Raw genomic sequence first — 21,756 nt, 5'->3', positions numbered from 1 at the left:
CCCTTCACCTTACGGCGATTTAACCGACCGAGCCTTTGCAAGCCTCTTGTTTGCGATCGGCGAAAGCCTCATATTGTCTGCAGGCATGCTGGAGCTCCGCAGCGGCGCCCGGGTCGAAAACCCGACACCGTATTTCCATCGGAGCTTGTAAGAGGAAACTATGGCTGACCTTCGTAACTATCAAAGCCGCGCGCAGACCGGCGAGATGATTGATCAAGGCCTGCGCACTTATATGCTCAAGGTCTACAACCTGATGGCGCTGGGTCTGGCGATCACCGGTGTGGCCGCATATCTCGGATTTAACTTCGCTGTTCAGGACGGCCAGCTCACCCAGTTCGGCGTGCTGTTGTTCCAGTCGCCTTTGCGCTGGGTCGTCATCCTTGCGCCTCTTGCGGCCGTCTTCTTCCTGAGCTTCCGCATCAATAGCATGAGCGTGGCCGCCGCCCAGACGACTTTCTGGGTCTATGCCGCACTCGTCGGCCTGTCGCTGTCGTCGATCTTCCTGGTCTACACCGGCCAGAGCGTCGTTCAGACCTTCTTCGTCACCGCCGCCTCCTTCGGCGCGCTGTCGCTTTACGGCTACACGACGAAGCGTGATCTGTCGGCGATGGGCTCGTTCCTGATCATGGGTCTCTTCGGCCTGATCATCGCTTCGATCGTCAACATCTTCCTGGCGTCGTCTGCGCTGCAGTTTGCGATCTCCGCGATCGGCGTCCTGATCTTCGCAGGCCTCACCGCCTACGACACGCAGCGGATCAAGGAATTGTACCTGGAAGCCGATGACGTCGCCGTGGCCGGCCGCAAGGCGATCATGGGTGCGCTGACGCTCTATCTCGACTTCATCAACCTCTTCATGTTCCTGCTGCAATTCATGGGCAACCGTAAGTAAGCAGGACAGACTGACATCGAAAAGGCGGCTTCGGCCGCCTTTTTTGTTGCGCCGGCTTTCGCGGAATGGTTTAGGAAAGACCTTGCCCTCCGATGGACCTGCCGCCGAAATGTCCTTCCTCCTGCGCAATGCTTCCGAAGCCGATATCCCCGCCATTGCCGAAATCTATCGCGAATCCGTCCTGAACGGCACGTCGAGCTATGAGATCACGCCGCCGTCCGAGATCGAAATGACGCAACGGTTTGCGACGATCATCGGTCAGCAATATCCCTATATCGCCGCAGCCGATGCTGACGGAAAGCTGCTCGGCTACGCCTATGCCTCGGCCTTTCGCGTCCGTCCGGCCTATCGCTGGATGGTCGAGGATTCGATCTATCTGGCGCCCGAAGCCCGCGGCCGCGGCATCGGCAAAGCACTGATGACCGAGCTGATCGACCGCTGCACAAGTCTCGGTTTTCGTCAGATGATTGCCGTCATCGGCGGCGCCAGCCCCGCTTCGATCGCGCTTCATCTCAAGGCGGGCTTCGTGGAGGTCGGCCTGATGCGGGGCGCCGGCTACAAGCATGGCCGCTGGCTGGATACGATGCTCATGCAGCGCGTCCTCGGCGAAGGTATGACGACCGATCCGGATTCGTCCACCTATCCCGGCACGCTGTTTGCCGGCTGATGCATATCATCAGGAAGTGTGCACGGGTTCCGGGGGACATGCAGAAAAGAATGTTTCGGCTTACTTATCGACCAGCTTCAGCGCCTTGTCGAACACCTTCAACACCTGGTTCAGCTCGTGACCGCGCTTCAGAATGGTGCCGTGGACGTTGATCACCGAATAAGCGCCCTGCTTGGCGGCAAGCTTGGGATTTTTCTCGACGCGGAAGAGAGGCATTTCACCTGAGCGTTTGAAGACTGAGAACACCGCCCTGTCTTTCAGATGATCGATAGCGTAGTCGCGCCATTCGCCGTCACCGACCATACGGCCGTAGATCCAGAGGATCGCATCCAGTTCGCGCCGATGAAAGGTCACCGGAAGCGGATCCTTGCTTTGCTTGTATTCCCTGAGATCGACGACGACTGAGGAACTATTGTCGACGGAACGGCTTTCGCCGTGTCGCAAATCCGGCTGATCTGTCATTCAGTCTCCAAGGCCTCTGCATGTGACAGGAGAGTGACAGTTTGCCCGAGCCGCCGTAAATTGCAAGAGTGCCGGCCGTCACATTCGGCCGCACTCCAGCGCCGCGCGTCAGGCGCGCAAGGATGCCGTAGCATTTTGAATCGGCGCATCGTGCGATGTACATGATAGCGCTGTCGCTTTCTCGGCAGCGCCGCATTTCAGTCAAAACAGTGCCTCATTTGCAGGGGATTTATGAATCCCGGTTTGGCGCCAGCGCGCCAAAGGGCCCGGCGGAGCGTATCGACCTTAACCCCAGCCCCGAATACGCTCAGCCGGGCCACCCGGTACTTCATCCGCAAGCGGATGAAATCTCAGATATTTTTGCCAGCCATCACCACCGTCGCCCCCAGGATCGCAGCCGGATCGCCGTTGTCGGTCGCCGATTGCAGCAGGATCGCGCAGCCTTCGAGCTGCGGCCGCTGCAGGACGCTGGCCGGCAGCGTCAGACTGGTCGCCTTGCCGTCCCACATGCCGACGGTTTCGACATTGGTGACGCTGTGCAGATAGGAAATCTTCTTTCCGCTGTTCTCGCCCTTTTCGACGTCGATGGTCTTTTCCTTGTCGAAATAGACCATCACGACATTGGCTTTGCCCTGTCCCGCGCCGATCTTGATCTCCAGCTCGTCGCCGCGCATCGACGCGCTGATGGGCACGGTCAGCCCGTTGCCTTCGCCGCTATACGTATCGAGCTTGCCGTTGATACCGTTGAGATCGGCGCCGGCCAGATGATCGCGCCCGTTGACGACCGCCTGCGGCGTGTAGACGTTGCTGCGGCCCATCGTCCTCGCATAGCCATATTGCCGCTCGGTGTTTTCCTTTGAGCTCAGCGTATCGGCCCAGCCGAGATAATTCCAGTAATCGACATGATAGGCGAGCGCGATGACATCGCCCTGGCTGACCAACTTGCGGAAAGCGGCATCAGCGGGAGGACAGGAGGAGCAGCCCTGCGCCGTAAACAGTTCGACGACACCTTTCGGCGTGCCGTCTTCGGCCTGCAGCGGGCCTGAGAGAACAACGCCGGCGATCAGCGGAATCAGAAAACGGGGGGACATTCACCTGCACCTCTTTTTCAGCGCCGACGGCGTGTTCGAACCGGAGGCCCTGACATATGAACGTACGAATAATCCTTCCGGGTCCAAACGAAAAGTCACGAACGGGTGAGGCGCAGCGCAACCGGAACCCGCATAAAACAAATCATCGTGAGGTCCCTCAAATACCGTCGCCGCAAGAAAAGCCGCCGGAAACTGCTCTCCGGCGGCCATCATCATATTATGAAGCTCTTAACAATCAGGCAGCGAGATCGCGCAGAACCGTCTGCAGGATGCCGCCATTGTTGAGGTAGACCACCTCGTCGAGCGTATCGACGCGCGACAGCAGCGGAACTTCCTTCACAGTGCCGTCGCCATAGGTGATCTTGGCGATCTTCTTCTCGCGCGGCTTGATCTTCTCCAGACCTTCGATGGTGACGAGTTCGTCGCCCTTCAGACCGAGGCTCTGCCAGGTCGTTCCCTCTTCGAAGACGAAGGGAATGATGCCCATGCCGACCAGGTTCGAGCGATGGATACGCTCGAAGGACTGGGCAACGACAGCCTTGACACCGAGCAGGTTGGTGCCCTTGGCAGCCCAGTCGCGCGAGGAGCCGTTGCCATATTCGACACCGGCGAAAATGACGAGCGGCACGCCTTCGGCCTTGTACTGCATCGCGGCGTCGTAGATCGAAGTCTCTTCCTTCGACGGGTAGTGGATGGTGTAGCCACCTTCCTTGCCGTTCGGGCCGAGCATATGGTTGCGGATGCGGATATTGGCGAAGGTGCCGCGCATCATCACTTCATGGTTGCCGCGGCGCGTGCCGTACTGGTTGAAGTCGGCAACTGCGACCTCATGGCCGAGCAGATAGGCACCTGCAGGGGATGCCGCCTTGATCGAACCGGCCGGCGAAATGTGGTCGGTGGTGATCTTATCGCCGAACAGGCCAAGGACGCGGGCGCCCTTAATATCGGCGATGCCGGTGCCCTTCTTGCCCATGCCGACGAAATAGGGCGGGTTCTGGACATAGGTCGAATCGTCGTCCCAGGCATAGGTCTGGCCCGGAGGAACCTGAACGGCCTGCCAGTTGACGTCGCCCTTGAAGACGTCGGCATACTTGCTTTCGTAAAGTTCGCGGGTCACGTATTTCTGAATGAACTCCTGCACCTCGTGCGAGGTCGGCCAGATATCCTTGAGATAAACCGGATTGCCGTTCTGGTCTTCGCCGATCGGCTCCTTGGTCAGATCCATCTGCACCGTGCCGGCGAGCGCATAGGCGACGACGAGCGGCGGCGAAGCCAGGTAGTTCGCCTGCACGTCGGGCGAAATGCGGCCTTCGAAGTTACGGTTGCCGGAAAGGACGCCGGAAACGATCAGGCCCTTGTCGTTGATCGTCTTCGAGATCGGCGCCGGCAGCGGGCCGGAATTACCGATGCAGGTGGTGCAGCCGAAGCCGACGAGGTTGAAGCCGAGCTTGTCGAGATCCGCCTGCAGCCCTGATGTGGCAAGATATTCGCCGACGACTTGCGATCCAGGTGCCAGCGAGGTCTTCACCCAGGGCTTGGTCTTCAGGCCCTTGGCAACCGCGTTGCGGGCCAGAAGCCCGGCAGCGATCAGCACCGACGGATTGGAGGTGTTGGTGCACGAGGTGATGGCGGCAATCGCCACGTCGCCATGGCCGAGATCGAAATCCGTGCCTTCGACTGCGTAGCGGTTGTGGAGCTGGCCCGGCTTCTTGTAATCGGCATCCATCGAGCCGGCAAAGCCGGTCGCGATGTTCTCGAGCGAGATGCGGCCTTCCGGACGCTTCGGGCCGGCCATCGACGGCACCACGTCGCCGAGATCGAGTTCCAGCGTATCGGTGAAGACGAGATCTGAACCGTCGCCGTCACGCCACATGCCCTGGGCCTTCGAATAGGCTTCGACGAGCGCGATCCGGTCATGCGTGCGGCCGGACACGGTGAGGTAGTTGATGGTTTCGCCATCGACCGGGAAGAAGCCGCAGGTGGCGCCGTATTCCGGGCCCATATTGCCGATCGTCGCGCGGTCGGCGAGCGGCATGTTGTCCATGCCGGGGCCGAAGAATTCGACGAACTTCGAAACGACGCCCTTCTTGCGCAGCATCTGCACGACCGTGAGGACGAGGTCGGTCGCCGTGACGCCTTCCTTCAGCTTGCCGATCAACTTGAAGCCGATGACTTCAGGCAGCAGCATCGAGACCGGCTGGCCGAGCATCGCCGCCTCAGCTTCGATACCTCCCACACCCCAGCCGAGCACGCCGAGACCGTTGATCATCGTCGTGTGGCTGTCGGTGCCGACGCAAGTATCCGGATAGGCGATCGTCTCGCCGTCCTCTTCCTTGGTCCAGACGGTCTGGCCGAGATATTCGAGATTGACCTGATGACAGATGCCGGTGCCGGGAGGCACGACGCGGAAATTCTTGAAGGCCTGCTGGCCCCATTTCAGGAACCGGTAGCGCTCGCCGTTGCGCTGGTATTCCAGCTCGACATTCCTGGCGAACGCCTGCGGCGTGCCGAATTCGTCGACGATGACCGAGTGGTCGATGACGAGATCGACGGGAACGAGCGGGTTGATCTTCTCGGGATCGCCGCCGAGCGACACCATCGCGTCGCGCATCGCGGCAAGATCGACGACGGCCGGAACGCCGGTGAAGTCCTGCATCAGCACGCGCGCCGGGCGATAGGCAATTTCGTTTTCGACCGCACCCTTATTATTCAGCCATTCGGCAACAGCGAGGATATGCTCCTTGGTGACCGACTGGCCGTCTTCGAAGCGCAGCAGGTTTTCGAGCAGCACCTTCATCGAATAGGGAAGCTTCGAGACGCCGGCCAGACCGTTTGCCTCAGCCTTGGGCAGGCTGTAATAGACATAGTCCTTTCCACCAACGGAAAGCGTGGAACGACAATTGAAACTGTCAAGAGATTTAGACACGAGAAACCCCGTTCTGATAGCCAACACAGTCGTGCGAACGCCTATGCACTTAATGCACATCAGGATGCGGGTACGGCCATTTCCGCTGTCCGCACGTGGAACAGATGCTCCAAGTTCGGCGCAAGGATGAAATTCACGCCGACCGCTGGCGTGGTTGCGGCTCTTATAGATAATTTCCTAAAAACTTGCCATACCCGAGCGTGGTCAAAATCGGAGATTTTTTGACCCTGCCGCGACCCGAAACGAAGAAAGAGCCGACGCATGCATCTCACCGCCGAAAATCTGGCTGCCAGGCGCGGTGAGGATCTGATTTTCGTTAACATTTCCTTTCACTTGGCAGCCGGCGAGGCGCTTATTCTGACGGGAAGAAATGGATCGGGAAAGTCCACTTTGCTGCGGGTTGTCGCCGGCCTCCTGAGGCCGGAAAAAGGCGCCGTCATCTTCCATGACGGAGGGGGCAGGGAAGACCGCCATCCTTCCGAGGTCAGCCACTACCTTGGCCATCGAAATGCGATGAAGAATGAACTTACGGTTGCAGAAAACCTCGCTTTCTGGTGCCGCTTTTTTGGCGGTATGGGAGGCTCTGCCGGCCTCTCCGTCGAGGACGCCGCTGACGCCGTCGGCCTGTCGGGGATCACCCACCTTCCCTTCGGTTACCTCTCCGCCGGCCAGCAGCGTCGATTCGCCTTCGCCAAGCTGCTCGTCGCCCACCGCCCCTTATGGATCCTCGATGAACCGACAGCCGCACTCGATGCCAGCGCCGACCGGCTGCTGGCCGAATTGATCGAAGCACACCTCGCCAAAGGCGGCATCGTGCTGGCGGCGACGCATCAGCCGCTGGGGCTGGAAAAAGCGCAGGAATTGAAGATGACGGGCTTTGCCGGTGTGGATCAGGGGGTGTGGGGATGATGGCTTTCGGTGTCGCACCCCCCCTCTGCCCTGCCGGGCATCTCCCCCACAAGGGGGGAGTTCGGCAAGATGCACTGGCTTCGCAAAATCTTGATCACTCGCCAAGCGGCTGCGGTCATCTGCGGCGTTTGATTGGGGCAAGGGGACGCCCCTGGCCGATCTCCCCCCTTGTGGGGGAGATGCCCGGCAGGGCAGAGGGGGGTGCCGCCCGATCCACCGCGCATGCACAGAGCCGCCCCGCATGATCGCCCTCTTCCTCCGCGACCTCAAACTCTCGATCCGCGCCGGCGGCGGCGCGCTGATCGGCGTGCTGTTCTTCCTGACCATTGTCGCCGTCATCCCTTTCGGCGTCGGTCCTGACCTCAAGCTGCTCTCGCGCATCGGCCCGGCCATCGTCTGGATCGGCGCATTGCTCGCCGCCCTTCTTGGCCTCGACCGACTGTTCCAGGCCGAGCGCGACGACGGATCGCTCGACCTGATGCTGATCCAGGACACGCCGCTCGTTCTCACCGTACTCGTCAAGTGCTTCGCCCACTGGACCGCCACCAGCCTGCCGCTGGTCATCGCCTCGCCGCTGCTCGGCCTGTTCATGAACATGGACGAGACGGCGATCGGCGCGACTGCGCTGACGCTGCTTGTCGGTTCGCCCGCCATCACCTTCATCGGCGCCGTCGGCGCAGCTGTCGCCGTCGCATTGCCGCGCGGCGGCCTACTGGTCTCGATCCTCGTGTTGCCGCTGACCATCCCCGTGCTGATCTTCGGCGTCAGCGCCACCTATGCTGCCGTCGAGGGTCCCGCCCCGTTCCTGCCGCCCTTTCTCATCCTGATCGCGCTGACGCTATTCTTCGCGGTCATCGGCCCGGCTGCCGCGGCTCTTGCGCTGCGAAACACGGCGGATTGATTGGCATCCGATTGCGGGAAAAGCCGGATCACGGTAAGGAAGCGAACATGAGCCAAACCAGCCTTGCCATCAGCAAATTCAGCGATCTCGCCAACCCGACCCGGTTCTTGGCGCTGGCGGCGCGCGTCATTCCCTGGCTGGCCGCCATTACCGCCCTCTTTTTTGCGGTCGGCCTCTATCTCAGCTTCTCCACAGAAGGCGATTACCAGCAGGGCGAAACCGTGCGCATCATGTACATCCATGTGCCCGCCGCCTGGCTTGCGATGATGTGCTACACGATCATGAGCGTCTCAGCGATCGGCACGCTGGTCTGGCGCCATCCGCTGGCCGACGTTTCCGCCAAGGCCGCAGCGCCGCTCGGCGCCGCCTTTACCCTGCTTGCGCTTGTCACCGGCTCGCTCTGGGGCAAGCCGATGTGGGGCACCTGGTGGGTCTGGGATGCGCGACTGACCTCGGTTTTCGTTCTCTTCCTGATGTATCTCGGACTGATTGCGCTCAGCCGCGCCATTGACGATCCGTCGAGAGCCGCACGTGTCAGCGCCGTGCTCATCCTCGTCGGCTTCGTCAACATCCCGATCATCAAGTTCTCGGTCGAGTGGTGGAATACGCTGCATCAATCGGCAAGCGTGATGCGCCTCGATGGTCCGGCGATCGATCCGGAATTCCTGCGCCCGCTCTTCGTCATGGCGATCGCCTTTACCCTGCTTTTCTTCACGCTGCATATCATGGCGATGCGCAACGAGATCTGGCGCCGCCGCATTGCCGCCCAGCGCCGTCTTGCCGCCCGCCTGGCGAGCCGGGAGGAATAGCCGGTGACGCATGCCTTCTACGTTTACGCCTCCTACGGCTTTGCAGCACTTCTGACAGTCGCCGTCACTCTCTGGACCTGGGCTGACGGTCGGGCTCGCCGCCGTGAACTCGCAGCCCTCGAAGCCGCCGGCATTCGCCGCCGCTCGGCGCGCGCAAAGGACGGCGAATGAGCGAAACGCCTGAAACCACGACCACCAAACCGCGCGGACTTGGCCGCTACGCGCTGGCGCTTGTGCCGCTGATCGTCTTCGGCGGCATTGCCGCGACGGCCGCAAAGATGCTCTACGACCAGGATTTCCACGGCAAGAACATCGCCGAAATCCCCTCCGCCCTGATCGGCACCAAGGCACCGGCGCTGAACCTGCCGCCGCTCGACGGCACCAACCTGCCGGCGCTGACCGACGCGGCCATCAAGGGCAAGCTGACACTCGTCAACGTCTTCGCCTCGTGGTGCATCCCTTGCCGGGATGAACATCCTGTTTTGAAAGAACTGGCGAAAGACGGACGGCTGAACATCGTCGCCATCAACTACAAGGACAAGAGCGACAACGCCGTGCGTTTCCTCGGTGAGCTTGGCAACCCCTATCAGGCGATCGGCATCGATCCGAACGGCAAGGCAGCGATCGACTGGGGTGTCTACGGCATCCCGGAAAGTTATCTCGTCGGCCCTGACGGCACGATCCTCTACAAACGCGTCGGCCCCTTCGACGATATCAGCCTGAAGGAAGGGCTGTTTCCGGCGATGGAAAAGGCAGCATTGGGGAAGCCGGTTTCGTAAGAGCTTACGCGCCGCCCTGCCAGACCTTGATCGCCTCCACCGGCCAGATCAGCATAACCACGTTCAGCGTCAGGTTGTCGCGGATCATGTAGCCGGTGAAAATCTCGAAGAAGATGGCGATCGCAACCGTCAGCGCCACCGGCGCACGGGCTGCGAAGAAGAAACCGATGCACATGAAGACGGTATCCATCGCCGAATTCAGGATGCTATCGCCGTAATAGTCGAGCGCGATCGTCGCCGTACGATAGCGATCGATGATCAGCGGCGAATTCTCTAATAGTTCCCAGCCGGATTCGATGAACAGCGCCAGCAGCAGCCTTGCCGCCAACGGCTTGCGGCGCAGGATCAGATGGCCGAGCCCGTAGAACAGGAAGCCATGGATGATATGCGACGGCGTGTACCAATCCGACAGGTGCTGCGAATTGCCGCTGGTATTGACCCCGCCCTCCCATAACTTGACGTAGCCGCAGGCGCAGATCGGCACGCGGCCCATCATATATTCGGCGACGATCTGGGCGACCAGCACAGCAAGGCAGGCGACAAACCAGAAGGTCTGATGTCTGGCCCGATATTCGACGTCTGCCGCGCTCACTTCTCGCCGTCCGTTTCCAGGTTGATGCTATGTTTGAGCACCAGCGGCATCTGCGCCAGCGTGAAGATGATGGTGATCGGCATCGTGCCCCAGACCTTGAAGGCGACCCAGGTGCCGTCGGAGAAATTGCGCCAGACGACCTCGTTCAGCACGGCGAGAAACAGGAAGAAGATGCCCCAGCGAATGGTGAGCTTGCGCCAGCCCTCCGGATCGAGCTGGAAGGCGGCATTGAAGACGTAGCCGAGCAGCGACCTGCCGAAGGCAAGCCCGCCAAGCAGCGCCACCCCGAAGAGCGCGTTGACGATGGTCGGCTTCATCTTGATGAAGGTCTCGTTCTGCAGGTAGATACCGAGCGCTCCGAAAATCAGCACCACGATGCCGGAGACGAACGGCATGATCGGCAGATGGCCGAGCACGATCTTCGAAACGATCAGCGAAATCGCCGTCGCCGCCATGAAAAGCCCGGTTGCGACGAACAGCGGACCACCCAGCTCCGAAAGAGCAGGAAACCGCTCCACCAGCCACTGGCCGCGCAGATTGGCGAAGAAGAAGATCAGCAGCGGCCCGAGTTCCAGCGCCAGCTTCAGCAGCGGATGATGCCGGTCGGCCGGGGTCGGGGTGATATCGCTTTCGGTGCTCATGCGTTCTTCAAACCTGCTATTCCTGAAAACCTGTGCCGCCCGTGCCTTGCAGGCTTTCGGCGGCATATCTGTGGCATCATTGGGGAAGTCCGGCAATGGCGTGAGCGAAATCCTCGGCCTCGAACGGTTCCAGATCCTCGACGCCCTCGCCAACGCCGATGAAATAGACCGGCAGCTTGTGCTTGGCCGAGATGGCAACGAGAATGCCGCCGCGCGCCGTGCCGTCAAGCTTGGTCATGATCAGCCCGTTGACGCCGGCGACGTTGCGGAAGATCTCAACCTGGCTGAGCGCATTCTGTCCCGTCGTCGCATCGAGCGTCTGCAGCACGGTGTGCGGCGCATCGGGATCGAGCTTGCCGAGCACGCGCACGATCTTCTCGAGCTCGGCCATCAGCTCGGCCTTGTTCTGCAGCCGGCCGGCGGTATCGACGATCAGCACGTCGCATTTTTTTGCTTTCGCCTGTTCGAAGGCGTCATAGGCAAGGCCGGCGGCATCGGCGCCGAGTTTGGTGCCGATGAATTCGGATTTCGTCCGCTCGGCCCAGATCTTCAACTGCTCGATCGCCGCGGCGCGGAAGGTATCGCCGGCAGCCAGCATCACCTTCAGCCCGGCGCCGGAAAGCTTCGCCGCAAGCTTGCCGATCGTCGTCGTTTTGCCGGTGCCGTTGACGCCGACCACGAGGATGACATGCGGCTTGTGCGAGAGATCAAGCTGCAGCGGCTTGGCGACTGGCTTCAAAACCTTGGCGATTTCCGACGCCATGATCCGGCTGACATCCTCGCCGGTGACGTCCTTGCCATAACGCTCGGACGCCAGCGTGTCGGTGACGCGCAATGCGGTCTCGACGCCGAGATCGGCCTGGATCAGCAGATCTTCGAGATCCTGCAGCGTCTCGTCATCAAGCTTGCGCTTGGTGAACAGCGCGGTGATTTGACCGGTCAGCTGCGAGGAGGTGCGTGCAAGGCCGTTGCGCAGCCGCTGGAACCAGCTGAGTTTCGGCGGCGGGAGAATGAGTTCCGGTGCGACGATTGCCGGGCCGGTTGCGAAGCCTTTCGGGAGAATCGGCTCAACGGCTGGCGCTGGCTCCATCTCAGATGGCAGGGGCGTTCCAACCGATAGCGCGCGATCTGCGGCTTCCCCCCCTACCCTGCCGAGCATCCCTCCCACAGGTGGGGGGAAACTCGCGGCAATCTCTTCCGCCGCATTGACGGCATCATCCGCAGCAGCCGGCTCATTCTCCACATCTGCAGGCGCACTCTCCACATGCACTGCCTGGCGAGCGGCATCCAACTGCTCAGTCCCCCCACCTATGGGGGGGACGCCCGGCAGGGTAGGGGGGGTATCTTCCTCCGCTTCCGCCTCGGCCTCCAGCAGCGACAACGGCACGACACCCATATCGCCGAGCTGATCGGCCGGCAGCAACACGTCCGTTTCGGCCTCGACAGGCTCCTCTATCTCACCCTCACCGACATCCGCCGCCGGCCCACCACCCGTCTCCATCTCCTCGGCAAGAACCGGATCATCGGCAACCGGCAGATCCTCGACGCGCGAGCGCGGCTCAAGCTCCCTTGCCACCGCATCAGGCACGGGCTCTTCCGCCGGCTTTTCCTTGCCGAAGGTGAAGACCTTTTTGATGAAACTGAGCGCCATGGGGATTCCGTGAGAAGTCAGGCCGCCGCGGCGGCCGTCAATTGCATGTCGAGGTGCTTGCCATTGTGGCCGGTGATCGTGGCCGGCACAAGTTCGCCGGGACGAAGGCCGGGTGCCGCGGCAAGCGTGAAGTTTTCCGTATGCGCCAGGCCGCTGTTTTCGACAAGCAGCCATTGCCGGCTGCCGATCATGCCATCGAGATGGGCTTGATGGAGCCTATGTCCAGTGGCACGCAGCCTGGCGGCGCGTTCTTTGACCAGCGACCGGTCGAGTTGCGGCATGCGGGCGGCCGGCGTGCCGGGGCGTGGGCTGTAGGGAAAGACATGCAGATGCGCGATATCGGCCTCTTCGGCCAGCCGCACGGCATTGCCGAACATCTCTTCCGTTTCCGTCGGGAAGCCGGCGATCATATCGGCGCCAAAGCTCATCTCCGGGCGAAGCCGGCGTACGTCTTCGATGAAACGCAGCGCATCGGCGCGCGAGTGCCGGCGCTTCATCCGCTTCAGGATCATGTCGTCGCCATGCTGCAGCGACAGATGCAGATGCGGCATGAAGCGGGGCTCGTCGGCGATGAGATCCAGCAGGTGGGCATCGGCCTCGATGCTGTCGATTGAGGAAAGCCTGAGGCGGCGTATTTCGGGGATTTGCTTCAACAGCGTCTTGGCGAGAAGCCCGAGCGTCGGCGCGCCCGGCAAATCGTCGCCATAACTGGTTGCGTCGACGCCGGTCAGCACGATTTCGCAGTAGCCGCTGTCAGCGAGCTTGCGGGCCTGATCAACGACCGCGCCCATCGGCACCGAGCGGGAATTGCCGCGGCCATAGGGGATGATGCAGAAGGTGCAGCGGTGGTCGCAGCCGTTCTGCACCTGGATGAAGGCGCGCACATGCCCGTCGATGTGCCTGACCATCTGCGGCGCCGTCGCCTTGACGCTCATGATATCGTTGACACGGAGTTTCTCTTCGGCCGAAACGCCGAAATCCGGCAGGCGGCGATAGGAGGCGCTCGCAAGCTTCTCCTCGTTGCCGAGCACGGCATCGACCTCCGCCATTTCAGCAAAGGTCTCTTTCTCAGTCTGTGCTGCGCAGCCGGTGACGATGATGCGGGCATGCGGATTGTCGCGCCGCGCCCGACGGATCGCCTGGCGCGCCTGACGCACGGCCTCGCCGGTGACCGCACACGTATTGACCAGGACGGCGTTATTAAGCCCAGCCTTCTCAGCCTGCGCCTTCATCACTTCGGATTCATAGGTGTTGAGGCGGCAGCCAAAGGTAATGACCTCGACGCCGCTCACTGCGCCTCCGCCTCTCGGGTACCATCGCGTGACCAGAGACCAGTCGAGGGATCGAGACTGCCCGACCATTCCCATTCGGCCGGGCCGGTCATGATCACGTGATCGTCGCGCTCGCGCCATTCGATCGAAAGCGCAGCCGGCGGCTTGGCGCTCGCCACGTTGATCGTCACCTTGCGGCCGGTGCGGCCGGTGCGTGCGGCGCTGACGGCGGCAGAACAGGCAGCCGAGCCGCAGGCAAGCGTCAATCCCGCACTGCGCTCCCAGGTGCGCGTCGTCACCGATGTCGGCGAGGTCACCTGCGCCAGCGTGATATTGGCGCGCTCGGGAAACATTGGATGGTTTTCGAGCAGCGGCCCGAAACGGGCGAGATCGTAGGACATCACGTCCCGATCCACCCAGAAGATTGCATGCGGATTGCCCATCGACATCACCGAGGGCGAATGCAACACCGGATTGTCGATCGGGCCGATCTGCAGTTCGATGCGGCTGGTGTCGTGGAATTCTTCCGCCAGCGGGATCCTGTTCCAATCGAACACCGGCTTACCCATATCGACGGAGATCGTCCCGTCCTCATGCTCGACGGCGTTGAGAATGCCGGCAACCGTCTGGAAGGTAAAAGCCTTCCGGCCTGTCTCGGCGGCCAGCGCCTGCACCACGCAACGCGTGCCGTTGCCGCAGGCCTGCGCCTTCGAACCGTCGGAATTCAGGATGTCGATGAAGGCATCGGTGCCGTCGGCCTTCGGATCATGGATCGCCATGATCTGATCGAATTCGGTCTGCGGATCGGCATTGAGCGCGACCGCCGCCGCAGGCGTCACCTTATCGGGCCGGCCGCGCATGTCGACGACCAGGATCTTGTTGCCAAGCCCGTTCATCCTCGCGAATTCGACCGTTGCGCTCATAGTATCATTCCGTCCGTGTTTCCGCTGTATATGGCGGAAATGCGAAGGAATTACCAGTGGGTGAGTGCCGCGCGGCCATTGCCGCCAGCCACCCTTTCGAGGCAGTCCGGTTTACCGCTCAACACCATCGGAAGCAAAAGACGCCGCATGCGCTTCGACGATGGCGGCGGTGATGACCTTTCTCAGCTCGTAGACCAGCGAGCGGGACCGCTTGCGATCCAGATCCTGTGCCGCCTTCGCAAGGTTCAGGCCTTCGTTCAGAACAATATGATGGGCCCGCGCCAGCGCCCAGCTCTCAATATCAGCATTTAGCATTCAATATCTCCGCCGATTCATCCGGCATCAAGGATATTCACGAATCATTTTACAGGACGCACTTAAGTAGAAAGTAGAATCACAAGCGCAATAATTTGCAACTGGCCTCTATGACGAATTTGGACTGTGAGCGGTAAATCTAACCGGCCGTGCCCGGACCGCGCAGACTCGCACAACGCCCGCTATGCGGTCTTTTGTCCGCATCCGCCTTGACTTTCGCGCGACTTTCCTGTTTACCGCGCCTAATCCGCGACGAGCCGCATGACTCCGAGCCGCCGACCGGGACCTGAGATCCCGGAGGTCAACACCCGACAGCGCGATGCGCCCTCGGGTGCTTTTTGGCTTTGCGTCTTGTTTTCGTCAAGGAAAAGCACGACGTTTCCGGGCAGATCGAACCGCCCGAAACGTATCAAGGAAGAGCCGATGTTTGAAAACCTCCAGGACCGTCTTGGATCCATTCTGAATGGACTGACAGGCCGTGGCGCGCTTTCGGAAGCCGATGTTTCCGCAGCGCTGCGCGAGGTTCGCCGTGCGTTGCTGGAGGCCGACGTCGCGCTCGACGTCGTGCGTTCCTTTACCGACCGCGTGCGTGAAAAGGCCGTCGGCGCCGAGATCCTGAAGTCGATCAAACCAGGCCAGATGGTCGTCAAGATCGTCCATGACGAGCTGATCGAGATGCTGGGCGGCGAAGGTGTCGGTATCGACCTGCATGCGGCCGCCCCCGTCGTCGTGATGATGGTCGGCCTGCAGGGCTCCGGCAAGACCACGACGACCGCCAAGATCGCCCATCGCCTGTCGACGCGCGATAAGAAGAAAGTGCTGATGGCGTCGCTCGACACGCGCCGTCCGGCAGCCCAGGAGCAGCTTCGCCAGCTCGGCGCCCAGGCCAATATCGACACGCTGCCTGTCATATCAGGCCAGTCGCCGACCGATATCGCCACCCGCGCCGTCCAGGCCGCCAAGCTCGGCGGTCATGACGTCGTCATCCTCGATACCGCCGGCCGCACCCATATCGACGAGCCGTTGATGGCCGAGATGGCCGACATCAAGAAGCGCTCGAACCCGCATGAAATCCTGCTGGTCGCCGACAGCCTCACCGGTCAGGACGCCGTCAACCTCGCTCGCAGTTTCGACGAGCGCGTCGGCATCACCGGCCTGGTGCTGACCCGCATGGACGGCGACGGCCGCGGTGGTGCCGCCCTTTCGATGCGCGCCGTCACCGGCAAGCCGATCAAGCTGATCGGCGTCGGCGAGAAGATGAGCGAGCTCGAGGAGTTCCATCCCCGCCGCATCGCCGACCGCATCCTTGGCATGGGCGACATCGTTTCGCTCGTCGAGCGCGCGGCCGAGAATATCGACGCCGAGAAGGCGGCCGCCATGGCCGCCAAGATGGCCAAGGGCAAATTCGACCTCGACGACCTCGCCGACCAGCTGCGCCAGATGCAGAAGATGGGCGGCATGGGCGGTATCATGGGGATGATGCCCGGCATGTCTGGCATGAAGGACAAGATGGCCGCAGCCGGCCTCGACGACAAGCTTTTCGGCCGCCAGATCGCCATCATCCAGTCGATGACCAAGGCCGAGCGCGCCAATCCCGACCTGCTCAAGCATTCGCGCAAGAAGCGCATCGCCGCCGGCTCCGGCACCGATGCCGCCGCCATCAACAAGCTTCTGAAGATGCACCGCCAGATGGCGGACATGATGAAGATGATGGGCGGCAAGGGCAAAGGCGGCATGATGAAGCAGATGATGGGCGGCCTTGCCGGCAAGATGGGGCTTGGCGGCGGCATGGGCGGCTTCGGTGGCGGCATGCCCGATCTCTCGAACATCGATCCCCGGCAGCTCGAAGCCTTGCAGAAGCAGGCGGAAGCGGCGGGACTTGGAAAGCCGGGTGGGGGTATGCCCGGTCTCGGCGGTCTGCCGGGTGGTATGCCGGGCCTCGGCGGCGCCAAGCTGCCGGGCCTTGGCGGTGGTTTCCCGGGATTGCCCGGATTGCCGAAGAAGAAGTGAAAGGATCGCTTGCCCCATGATTGATCCAAACGTCAAAGCCCAGCTCGCGAGCTATCGTCAGTCGATCGACAACATCGACGCCGCTCTCGTGCACATGCTGGCCGAACGCTTCCGCTGCACCAAAGAGGTCGGCGTGCTGAAGGCCAAATACAATCTGCCGCCGGCCGACCCGGCGCGCGAGGAATACCAGATCGAACGCCTTCGCCAGCTGGCGAAGGCTGCCAATCTGGACCCGGATTTCGCCGAGAAGTTCCTGAACTTCGTCATCAAGGAAGTCATCCGGCATCATGAGCAGATCGCTGCGGATCACGCTGAACAAAGCGCCGCAGCCCGATAACCCCGCCTGATCAGGCGATCAAGAAAAGCCTAAGGAGTAAAGAACATGGCACTGAAAATTCGTCTCGCCCGCGGTGGCTCCAAGAAGCGCCCGTACTACCACGTCGTTCTCGCCGATGCGCGCAGCCCGCGTGACGGCCGCTTCCTCGAAAGCCTCGGTTCCTGGAACCCGATGCTTGCCAAGGACGATGAAAAGCGCGTTCAGCTGAACGCCGAGCGCATCAAGCATTGGATCGAACAAGGCGCCCAGCCGACGGATCGCGTTCTGCGCTTCCTCAATGAAGCCGGCGTTGCCAAGCGTGAAGTCAAGAACAACCCGGTCAAGGCAAAGCCTGGCAAGCGCGCCCAGGAACGCGCCGCCGAAAAGGCTCAGAAGGTTGCTGACGCCGCCGCTGCTGCTGCCGACGCCGCGGAATAATCGGGACAGTCCCTTACCGAACGGGCGGCATGGCGACATGCCGCCCGTTTTCGTTTCCAATCGTCCGCACTTCGTTTATGAGAAACCTGTCTTTCGGCTTCACATGAAGGAACCCATGACAAAGCTTGAAAACCCCGTTCTGATGGCGACGATCGGTGGCGCGCAAGGCCTCCGGGGAGAGGTGCGCGCCAAGGCCTACACGGCCGATCCGAGCTCACTTGGCGATTACGGCCACCTGCACAGCATGGATGGCCGCAGCTTCGAAGTCCTCGAAATCCGCGAGACGAAGAATGTCGTCGTCGTCCGTTTCCGCGGCGTCAACGACCGCAATGCCGCCGAGGCGCTGAATGGGCTTGAGCTCTACATCGAGCGCGACAACCTGCCGGACGAGGAGCTGGAGGACGACGAGTTCTACTATGCCGATCTCGAGGGTCTCGAAGCACGCGACGACAAGGGTGTCAGCTATGGCACGGTCACCGGCGTCTTCGATTTCGGCGGCGGTGACCTGCTAGAACTCAAGGGTCCGGGCAAACGTCCGGTGCTGATCCCCTTTTCCGAAGCCTCGGTGCTGGAAATCGACCTCGAGGCCGGCACGCTGCTGATCGATCCGATGGCGGCAGGGCTGGTCGACGATCCCGAAGAGCTTTCGAAATTCACCGCCGACAAGCCGAAAAAGAAGAAGTAACGCCATGGCCTTCCGGGCGAGCGTGCTGACACTCTATCCGGAAATGTTTCCGGGGCACCTGGGCTTCTCGCTCGCCGGCAAGGCGATGGAACGAGGGCAATGGTCGCTGGATGCAGTGCAGATCCGCGACTTCGCCACCGACAGGCACCGCACCGTCGACGACACCCCGGCTGGCGGCGGCGCCGGCATGGTGCTGAAACCCGATGTTCTCGCCCGTGCGATCGACAGCACCGCAGAAAATGATACCCGCCCGCGCCTGCTGATGAGCCCGCGCGGCCGACCGCTGACGCAGGAGCGTGTACGCGAGCTTGCTTCAGGCGACGGCGTCATCATCGTCTGCGGCCGCTTCGAGGGCGTCGACCAGCGGGTGATCGAGGCGCGTGGGCTGGAAGAGGTCTCAATCGGCGACTACGTGCTTTCAGGCGGCGAGCCGGCGGCGCTGATCGTGCTCGACGCGATCATCCGCATCCTGCCCGGTGTCATGGGCAACGATCTCTCCGGCCTTCACGAAAGCTTCGAAGGTGGCCTGCTGGAACATCCCCACTATACCCGGCCGCAGGCTTGGGAAGGCCGGGAAATCCCAGCCATTCTCACCTCGGGCAACCACGGCGCCATTGAAAAATGGCGGCATCAGGAGGCGGTGCGACTGACGCGGGAGCGACGGCCGGACCTGCTCGAAAAAGCTGAGAGTGACTAAAACGGCTGATTTCGCGGCCTTTTTCACAAAAATGTCGTGCGAGGGATGACAAGCCCTGGGCTATGGTGTATTGGCGCACGCGGAAATGGGGTTTATCCCCGTCTGCCAGCAAACAAAGAATGGCGAACCCGCTCCCGCCCGAAAGGGCAAAGTCCCGAGGCCAGTTCCAAAGGATCAGTGTCGAGCGCTCTGGCTGTTTCAGAAGAACCAAAGGTTAAGACGATGAACATCATTCAGCAGCTTGAGGCCGAACAGGTCGCCAAGATCGAAGCCAAGCGCACGCTTCCAGAATTTTCCCCGGGCGACACCCTTCGCGTCAACGTGAAGGTCACGGAAGGCACCCGTACCCGCGTTCAGGCCTATGAAGGCGTCTGCATCGCCCGCTCCGGCGGCGGCCTGCAGGAAAACTTCACGGTCCGCAAGATCTCCTACGGCGAAGGCGTCGAGCGCGTATTCCCGGTTTACTCGCCGATGATCGAAAGCGTCGACGTCGTTCGCCGCGGCAAGGTCCGTCGCGCCAAGCTTTATTACCTGCGCGACCGTCGCGGCAAGTCTGCCCGTATCGTTGAAGACACCGGCGTCCGCGCCCGTAAACTCAACGACGCCGAGCGCGCCGCCATTGCCGAGGAAAAGGCACGCATCGAAGCTGAAAAGGTTGCAGCAGCCCAGGCGCTCGCCGCCGAGAAGGCAGCAGCAGAAGCAGCGGAAGCCAAGGCCGCTGCTGAAGCAGCCGCCGCCGCAGCGGAACCGGCAGCAGAATAACATCTGCGCGACGCAGTCTTTGCTTCAAGCAGACTTCTTCGCTTGGAGCGAAATTCTTCGCTTGGAAAGGCGGCCTTCGGGTCGCCTTTTTCTATTTTTTGCTTCGGCGTGCAGCAGGCGGCCTTGCCTCGGACCTATCTTCCATGACAGTTTTTGCCGTTCAATTTTAGGGAACCGATCAATGTTGTTTCGCCGCACCGTTCTTGCGGGCTTAGCCGCCCTTACTCTTCTGCCGCTCGCCGCAATGGCCGCTGAGCTGCCCGATCTCGGCGGCAAGAGCGTCGTCGTCGTTACCGAGAATGCCTATCCGCCGCTGCAATTCGTCGATCCGAAATCCGGCAAGCCGATCGGCTGGGAATATGATGCGATGAACGAGATCGCCAAGCGGCTGAATTTCAAGGTGGAGTATCAGAACACCAGCTGGGACGCGATGATCCAGGCGGTTTCCGACGGCCAGTACAATATCGGCATGACCGGCATTACCATCAAGGAAGACCGCAAGCAGAAGGTGGATTTCTCCGAGCCCTATATGCGCTCGCAGCAGTTCATGCTGGTGCGCGGCGACGAGAAGCGTTTCACCGATGGAAAATCCTTCGCCGCATTCAAGGATGGCCTGGTCGGCGCGCAACCCGGCACGACGCCTTTCTATACCGCCGTCTATGAAGTGCTGGACGGCAACGAACAGAACCCGCGCATTAAGCTGTTCGAAACCTTCGGCGCCACCGTCCAGGCCCTGAAGGCCGGCGACGTCGACGTCGTGCTGACCGACGGCACTGCCGGCAAGGGTTATGTCGATGCCTCGGGCGGCGCCCTGAAACTGATCGGCGAGCCGCTCGGCACCGAGGATTTCGGCTTCATTTTCCCGAAGGGCTCCGATCTCGTCGCCCCGGTCAATGCTGCCATCGCTGCGCTCAAGGCCGACGGCACGCTGGATGCGCTGAACAAGAAGTGGTTCCTCGACTACAAGATGGGCGAATGACGCCGAGCCATTGCTGATGGCCTTGCGACCATCTCCCGACAGACACGTCAAGGACGACTATCCCTGGTGGCTGATCGCGCTTGTCGTGATCGGCATTGCCCTTGCTGCCGTCATCGTCGCCAACGATATCTATGCCCAGGTTTTCCGCACCGTCGTCAACGGTGTCGGCATCACCGTCTTCGTCACGCTGGTCGCCTTCGTGCTCGCCACCGTGCTCGGCCTCGGCATCTGCCTGCTCGGCATGGCCGACAGCGCGGTGTTGCGCCAGATCGCCCGGTTCTACATCGAGATCATCCGCGGCATCCCGATCCTCGTGCTCCTGTTCTACGTCGCCTTCGTCGGTGCACCGGCCCTGGTTGCTTCCTATAACGCCCTGATTTCGCCGCTGGTGACATCCGGCATGGCCGAGCCCATTCTGGTGCGCGATCTCTCGTTGATGTGGCGGGCGATCATCGCCCTGACGATCGGTTACTCCTCCTTCATCGCCGAGATCTTTCGGGCCGGTTTCCAGTCGGTCGATCTCGGCCAGATCGAGGCGGCCAAGGCGCTCGGCCTTTCCCGCTACCGGCGCTTCCGTTCCGTCGTCTTCCCGCAGGCGATCCGGGTGATCTTCCCGCCGCTTTCCAACGATTTCGTTTCGATGGTGAAGGATTCATCGCTCGTCTCCGTGCTCGGCGTCGCCGACATCACCCAGATGGGCAAGGTCTATGCCGCCGGCTCCTTCCGCTTCTTCGAAACCTATTCGATCGTCACCTATATCTACCTGATCCTGACGATCGGCCTGTCGCTGGCGCTGCGGCGGACGGAGAAGTGGATGAAGTCGCGGTGAACGATCGACAGCCGTGACACGGCTGAGGGGACCGCGGACGCTCTTTGATGATTCAAATTGAAGCCGCCGCGAAAAATCGTTATATGCAGGCGATGGAATCCAAGTTCAGATGCACAGGCGCGCATATTTTCGTGCTGCAGGACCACTATCGCCTGCCGGCGCGGTTCTTTGCATGCGTTTCCGGTGCGCTTAGCAGCCGACTTCGTTGATCGAA

General features: G+C 61.5%; 25 protein-coding genes. 16 read left to right on the top strand and 9 right to left on the bottom strand.

All coding sequences use genetic code 11. The features are described from left to right. The first annotated feature begins 160 nt into the window (after positions 1-160). Complete coding sequence (locus tag GR197_RS06080; protein WP_164007578.1) at positions 161-889, top strand: Bax inhibitor-1/YccA family protein; 729 nt, start codon at positions 161-163, stop codon at positions 887-889. A gap of 109 nt (positions 890-998) precedes the next feature. Beyond that, complete coding sequence (locus GR197_RS06075; RefSeq protein ID WP_164007973.1) at positions 999-1,556, top strand: GNAT family N-acetyltransferase; 558 nt, start codon at positions 999-1,001, stop codon at positions 1,554-1,556. A gap of 60 nt (positions 1,557-1,616) precedes the next feature. On the opposite strand, the gene GR197_RS06070 is transcribed toward GR197_RS06075, so the two are convergent. The 3 genes from GR197_RS06070 to acnA all read right to left on the bottom strand — a co-directional run bounded on the left by GR197_RS06070 (position 1,617) and on the right by acnA (position 6,035). After that, positions 1,617-2,018, bottom strand: coding sequence for a DUF2794 domain-containing protein (locus tag GR197_RS06070; protein ID WP_164007576.1), 402 nt, complete (start codon positions 2,016-2,018; stop codon positions 1,617-1,619). 350 nt (positions 2,019-2,368) lie between these two features. Continuing rightward, positions 2,369-3,109 carry a DUF1223 domain-containing protein gene (locus GR197_RS06065; protein ID WP_164007574.1) on the bottom strand — a complete coding sequence of 247 codons (741 nt, stop codon included), beginning with the start codon at positions 3,107-3,109 and terminating at the stop codon, positions 2,369-2,371. A gap of 235 nt (positions 3,110-3,344) precedes the next feature. Continuing rightward, complete coding sequence (gene acnA, locus GR197_RS06060; RefSeq protein ID WP_164007572.1) at positions 3,345-6,035, bottom strand: aconitate hydratase AcnA; 2,691 nt, start codon at positions 6,033-6,035, stop codon at positions 3,345-3,347. A 261-nt stretch (positions 6,036-6,296) separates the two neighbouring features. On the opposite strand from acnA, the gene ccmA reads away from it, so the two are divergent. The 5 genes from ccmA to GR197_RS06035 all read left to right on the top strand — a co-directional run bounded on the left by ccmA (position 6,297) and on the right by GR197_RS06035 (position 9,433). Further along, a complete protein-coding gene (ccmA, locus tag GR197_RS06055; protein ID WP_164007570.1) occupies positions 6,297-6,944 on the top strand; it encodes a heme ABC exporter ATP-binding protein CcmA in 648 nt (215 codons plus the stop codon). A gap of 241 nt (positions 6,945-7,185) precedes the next feature. Next, positions 7,186-7,845, top strand: coding sequence for a heme exporter protein CcmB (ccmB, locus tag GR197_RS06050; RefSeq protein ID WP_164007568.1), 660 nt, complete (start codon positions 7,186-7,188; stop codon positions 7,843-7,845). Between the two features lie 47 nt (positions 7,846-7,892). Then, entirely contained in the window at positions 7,893-8,654 is a 762-nt protein-coding gene (locus GR197_RS06045; protein WP_164007566.1) for a heme ABC transporter permease, read from the top strand. A 3-nt stretch (positions 8,655-8,657) separates the two neighbouring features. Beyond that, positions 8,658-8,825: a heme exporter protein CcmD gene (gene ccmD, locus GR197_RS06040; protein ID WP_164007565.1), complete on the top strand. Its 168-nt coding sequence runs from the start codon at positions 8,658-8,660 to the stop codon at positions 8,823-8,825. Next, on the top strand, positions 8,822-9,433 hold the full coding sequence (locus GR197_RS06035) for a DsbE family thiol:disulfide interchange protein (protein WP_164007563.1): 612 nt from the start codon (positions 8,822-8,824) through the stop codon (positions 9,431-9,433). The genes ccmD and GR197_RS06035 overlap by 4 nt, the downstream gene beginning before the upstream one ends. A gap of 4 nt (positions 9,434-9,437) precedes the next feature. Here GR197_RS06035 and GR197_RS06030 read toward each other — a convergent pair whose 3' ends face one another. The 6 genes from GR197_RS06030 to GR197_RS06005 all read right to left on the bottom strand — a co-directional run bounded on the left by GR197_RS06030 (position 9,438) and on the right by GR197_RS06005 (position 14,826). Then, a complete protein-coding gene (locus tag GR197_RS06030) occupies positions 9,438-10,025 on the bottom strand; it encodes a DUF2585 family protein (protein WP_164007561.1) in 588 nt (195 codons plus the stop codon). After that, positions 10,022-10,666 (bottom strand): septation protein A, encoded by a 645-nt coding sequence (locus GR197_RS06025; protein ID WP_164007559.1) that lies wholly within the window; start codon positions 10,664-10,666, stop codon positions 10,022-10,024. Before GR197_RS06025 ends, GR197_RS06030 begins: the two co-directional genes overlap by 4 nt. A gap of 76 nt (positions 10,667-10,742) precedes the next feature. Then, positions 10,743-12,317 carry a signal recognition particle-docking protein FtsY gene (gene ftsY / locus GR197_RS06020; protein ID WP_164007557.1) on the bottom strand — a complete coding sequence of 525 codons (1,575 nt, stop codon included), beginning with the start codon at positions 12,315-12,317 and terminating at the stop codon, positions 10,743-10,745. A 17-nt stretch (positions 12,318-12,334) separates the two neighbouring features. Further along, positions 12,335-13,609, bottom strand: a complete 1,275-nt coding sequence (gene mtaB, locus GR197_RS06015; RefSeq protein ID WP_164007556.1) for a tRNA (N(6)-L-threonylcarbamoyladenosine(37)-C(2))-methylthiotransferase MtaB — start codon at positions 13,607-13,609, stop codon at positions 12,335-12,337. Further along, positions 13,606-14,511, bottom strand: a complete 906-nt coding sequence (dapF, locus tag GR197_RS06010) for a diaminopimelate epimerase (RefSeq protein WP_164007553.1) — start codon at positions 14,509-14,511, stop codon at positions 13,606-13,608. Before dapF ends, mtaB begins: the two co-directional genes overlap by 4 nt. Before the next feature lie 111 nt (positions 14,512-14,622). Beyond that, the gene (locus GR197_RS06005) at positions 14,623-14,826 is read right to left on the bottom strand and encodes a hypothetical protein (protein ID WP_164007551.1); all 204 of its coding nucleotides are present in this window, start codon (positions 14,824-14,826) and stop codon (positions 14,623-14,625) included. 423 nt (positions 14,827-15,249) lie between these two features. Here GR197_RS06005 and ffh point away from each other — a divergent pair, with 423 nt between their 5' ends. From ffh to GR197_RS05960, 9 genes are all read left to right on the top strand, one after another. Continuing rightward, positions 15,250-16,836, top strand: coding sequence for a signal recognition particle protein (gene ffh, locus GR197_RS06000; protein WP_164007549.1), 1,587 nt, complete (start codon positions 15,250-15,252; stop codon positions 16,834-16,836). 16 nt (positions 16,837-16,852) lie between these two features. Further along, positions 16,853-17,173, top strand: a complete 321-nt coding sequence (locus GR197_RS05995) for a chorismate mutase (protein ID WP_003543666.1) — start codon at positions 16,853-16,855, stop codon at positions 17,171-17,173. Between the two features lie 45 nt (positions 17,174-17,218). Then, complete coding sequence (rpsP, locus tag GR197_RS05990) at positions 17,219-17,590, top strand: 30S ribosomal protein S16 (RefSeq protein WP_164007547.1); 372 nt, start codon at positions 17,219-17,221, stop codon at positions 17,588-17,590. Between the two features lie 115 nt (positions 17,591-17,705). Further along, positions 17,706-18,275 carry a ribosome maturation factor RimM gene (rimM, locus tag GR197_RS05985; protein WP_164007545.1) on the top strand — a complete coding sequence of 190 codons (570 nt, stop codon included), beginning with the start codon at positions 17,706-17,708 and terminating at the stop codon, positions 18,273-18,275. A 4-nt stretch (positions 18,276-18,279) separates the two neighbouring features. Next, positions 18,280-18,972, top strand: a complete 693-nt coding sequence (gene trmD / locus GR197_RS05980; RefSeq protein WP_164007543.1) for a tRNA (guanosine(37)-N1)-methyltransferase TrmD — start codon at positions 18,280-18,282, stop codon at positions 18,970-18,972. 222 nt (positions 18,973-19,194) lie between these two features. Further along, positions 19,195-19,734 (top strand): 50S ribosomal protein L19, encoded by a 540-nt coding sequence (gene rplS, locus GR197_RS05975; protein ID WP_164007541.1) that lies wholly within the window; start codon positions 19,195-19,197, stop codon positions 19,732-19,734. A 181-nt stretch (positions 19,735-19,915) separates the two neighbouring features. Continuing rightward, entirely contained in the window at positions 19,916-20,713 is a 798-nt protein-coding gene (locus GR197_RS05970) for a basic amino acid ABC transporter substrate-binding protein (protein ID WP_164007539.1), read from the top strand. A gap of 16 nt (positions 20,714-20,729) precedes the next feature. Next, a complete protein-coding gene (locus tag GR197_RS05965) occupies positions 20,730-21,542 on the top strand; it encodes an amino acid ABC transporter permease (RefSeq protein ID WP_164007537.1) in 813 nt (270 codons plus the stop codon). Between the two features lie 47 nt (positions 21,543-21,589). Beyond that, positions 21,590-21,751, top strand: a complete 162-nt coding sequence (locus GR197_RS05960; protein WP_007632413.1) for a hypothetical protein — start codon at positions 21,590-21,592, stop codon at positions 21,749-21,751. Positions 21,752-21,756 lie beyond the last annotated feature (5 nt).

This window comes from Rhizobium phaseoli, from assembly GCF_010668805.1.
Taxonomy (GTDB): Bacteria; Pseudomonadota; Alphaproteobacteria; order Rhizobiales; family Rhizobiaceae; genus Rhizobium; species Rhizobium phaseoli_A.
Note: the sequence above shows the minus strand (reverse complement) of the source record. Positions and strands in the feature narration are given on the sequence as shown.

Excerpts from the sequence above, each read along its gene's own strand:
- GR197_RS06080 (WP_164007578.1), top strand. The coding sequence starts at position 161 with ATGGCTGACCTTCGTAACTATCAAAGCCGCGCGCAGACCGGCGAGATG.
- GR197_RS06075 (WP_164007973.1), top strand. The coding sequence starts at position 999 with ATGTCCTTCCTCCTGCGCAATGCTTCCGAAGCCGATATCCCCGCCATT.
- GR197_RS06070 (WP_164007576.1), bottom strand. The coding sequence starts at position 2,018 with ATGACAGATCAGCCGGATTTGCGACACGGCGAAAGCCGTTCCGTCGAC.
- GR197_RS06065 (WP_164007574.1), bottom strand. The coding sequence starts at position 3,109 with ATGTCCCCCCGTTTTCTGATTCCGCTGATCGCCGGCGTTGTTCTCTCA.
- ccmA (WP_164007570.1), top strand. The coding sequence starts at position 6,297 with ATGCATCTCACCGCCGAAAATCTGGCTGCCAGGCGCGGTGAGGATCTG.
- ccmB (WP_164007568.1), top strand. The coding sequence starts at position 7,186 with ATGATCGCCCTCTTCCTCCGCGACCTCAAACTCTCGATCCGCGCCGGC.
- GR197_RS06045 (WP_164007566.1), top strand. The coding sequence starts at position 7,893 with ATGAGCCAAACCAGCCTTGCCATCAGCAAATTCAGCGATCTCGCCAAC.
- GR197_RS06035 (WP_164007563.1), top strand. The coding sequence starts at position 8,822 with ATGAGCGAAACGCCTGAAACCACGACCACCAAACCGCGCGGACTTGGC.
- GR197_RS06025 (WP_164007559.1), bottom strand. The coding sequence starts at position 10,666 with ATGAGCACCGAAAGCGATATCACCCCGACCCCGGCCGACCGGCATCAT.
- ftsY (WP_164007557.1), bottom strand. The coding sequence starts at position 12,317 with ATGGCGCTCAGTTTCATCAAAAAGGTCTTCACCTTCGGCAAGGAAAAG.
- dapF (WP_164007553.1), bottom strand. The coding sequence starts at position 14,511 with ATGAGCGCAACGGTCGAATTCGCGAGGATGAACGGGCTTGGCAACAAG.
- GR197_RS06005 (WP_164007551.1), bottom strand. The coding sequence starts at position 14,826 with ATGCTAAATGCTGATATTGAGAGCTGGGCGCTGGCGCGGGCCCATCAT.
- ffh (WP_164007549.1), top strand. The coding sequence starts at position 15,250 with ATGTTTGAAAACCTCCAGGACCGTCTTGGATCCATTCTGAATGGACTG.
- GR197_RS05995 (WP_003543666.1), top strand. The coding sequence starts at position 16,853 with ATGATTGATCCAAACGTCAAAGCCCAGCTCGCGAGCTATCGTCAGTCG.
- rpsP (WP_164007547.1), top strand. The coding sequence starts at position 17,219 with ATGGCACTGAAAATTCGTCTCGCCCGCGGTGGCTCCAAGAAGCGCCCG.
- rimM (WP_164007545.1), top strand. The coding sequence starts at position 17,706 with ATGACAAAGCTTGAAAACCCCGTTCTGATGGCGACGATCGGTGGCGCG.
- trmD (WP_164007543.1), top strand. The coding sequence starts at position 18,280 with ATGGCCTTCCGGGCGAGCGTGCTGACACTCTATCCGGAAATGTTTCCG.
- rplS (WP_164007541.1), top strand. The coding sequence starts at position 19,195 with ATGAACATCATTCAGCAGCTTGAGGCCGAACAGGTCGCCAAGATCGAA.
- GR197_RS05970 (WP_164007539.1), top strand. The coding sequence starts at position 19,916 with ATGTTGTTTCGCCGCACCGTTCTTGCGGGCTTAGCCGCCCTTACTCTT.
- GR197_RS05965 (WP_164007537.1), top strand. The coding sequence starts at position 20,730 with ATGGCCTTGCGACCATCTCCCGACAGACACGTCAAGGACGACTATCCC.
- GR197_RS05960 (WP_007632413.1), top strand. The coding sequence starts at position 21,590 with ATGATTCAAATTGAAGCCGCCGCGAAAAATCGTTATATGCAGGCGATG.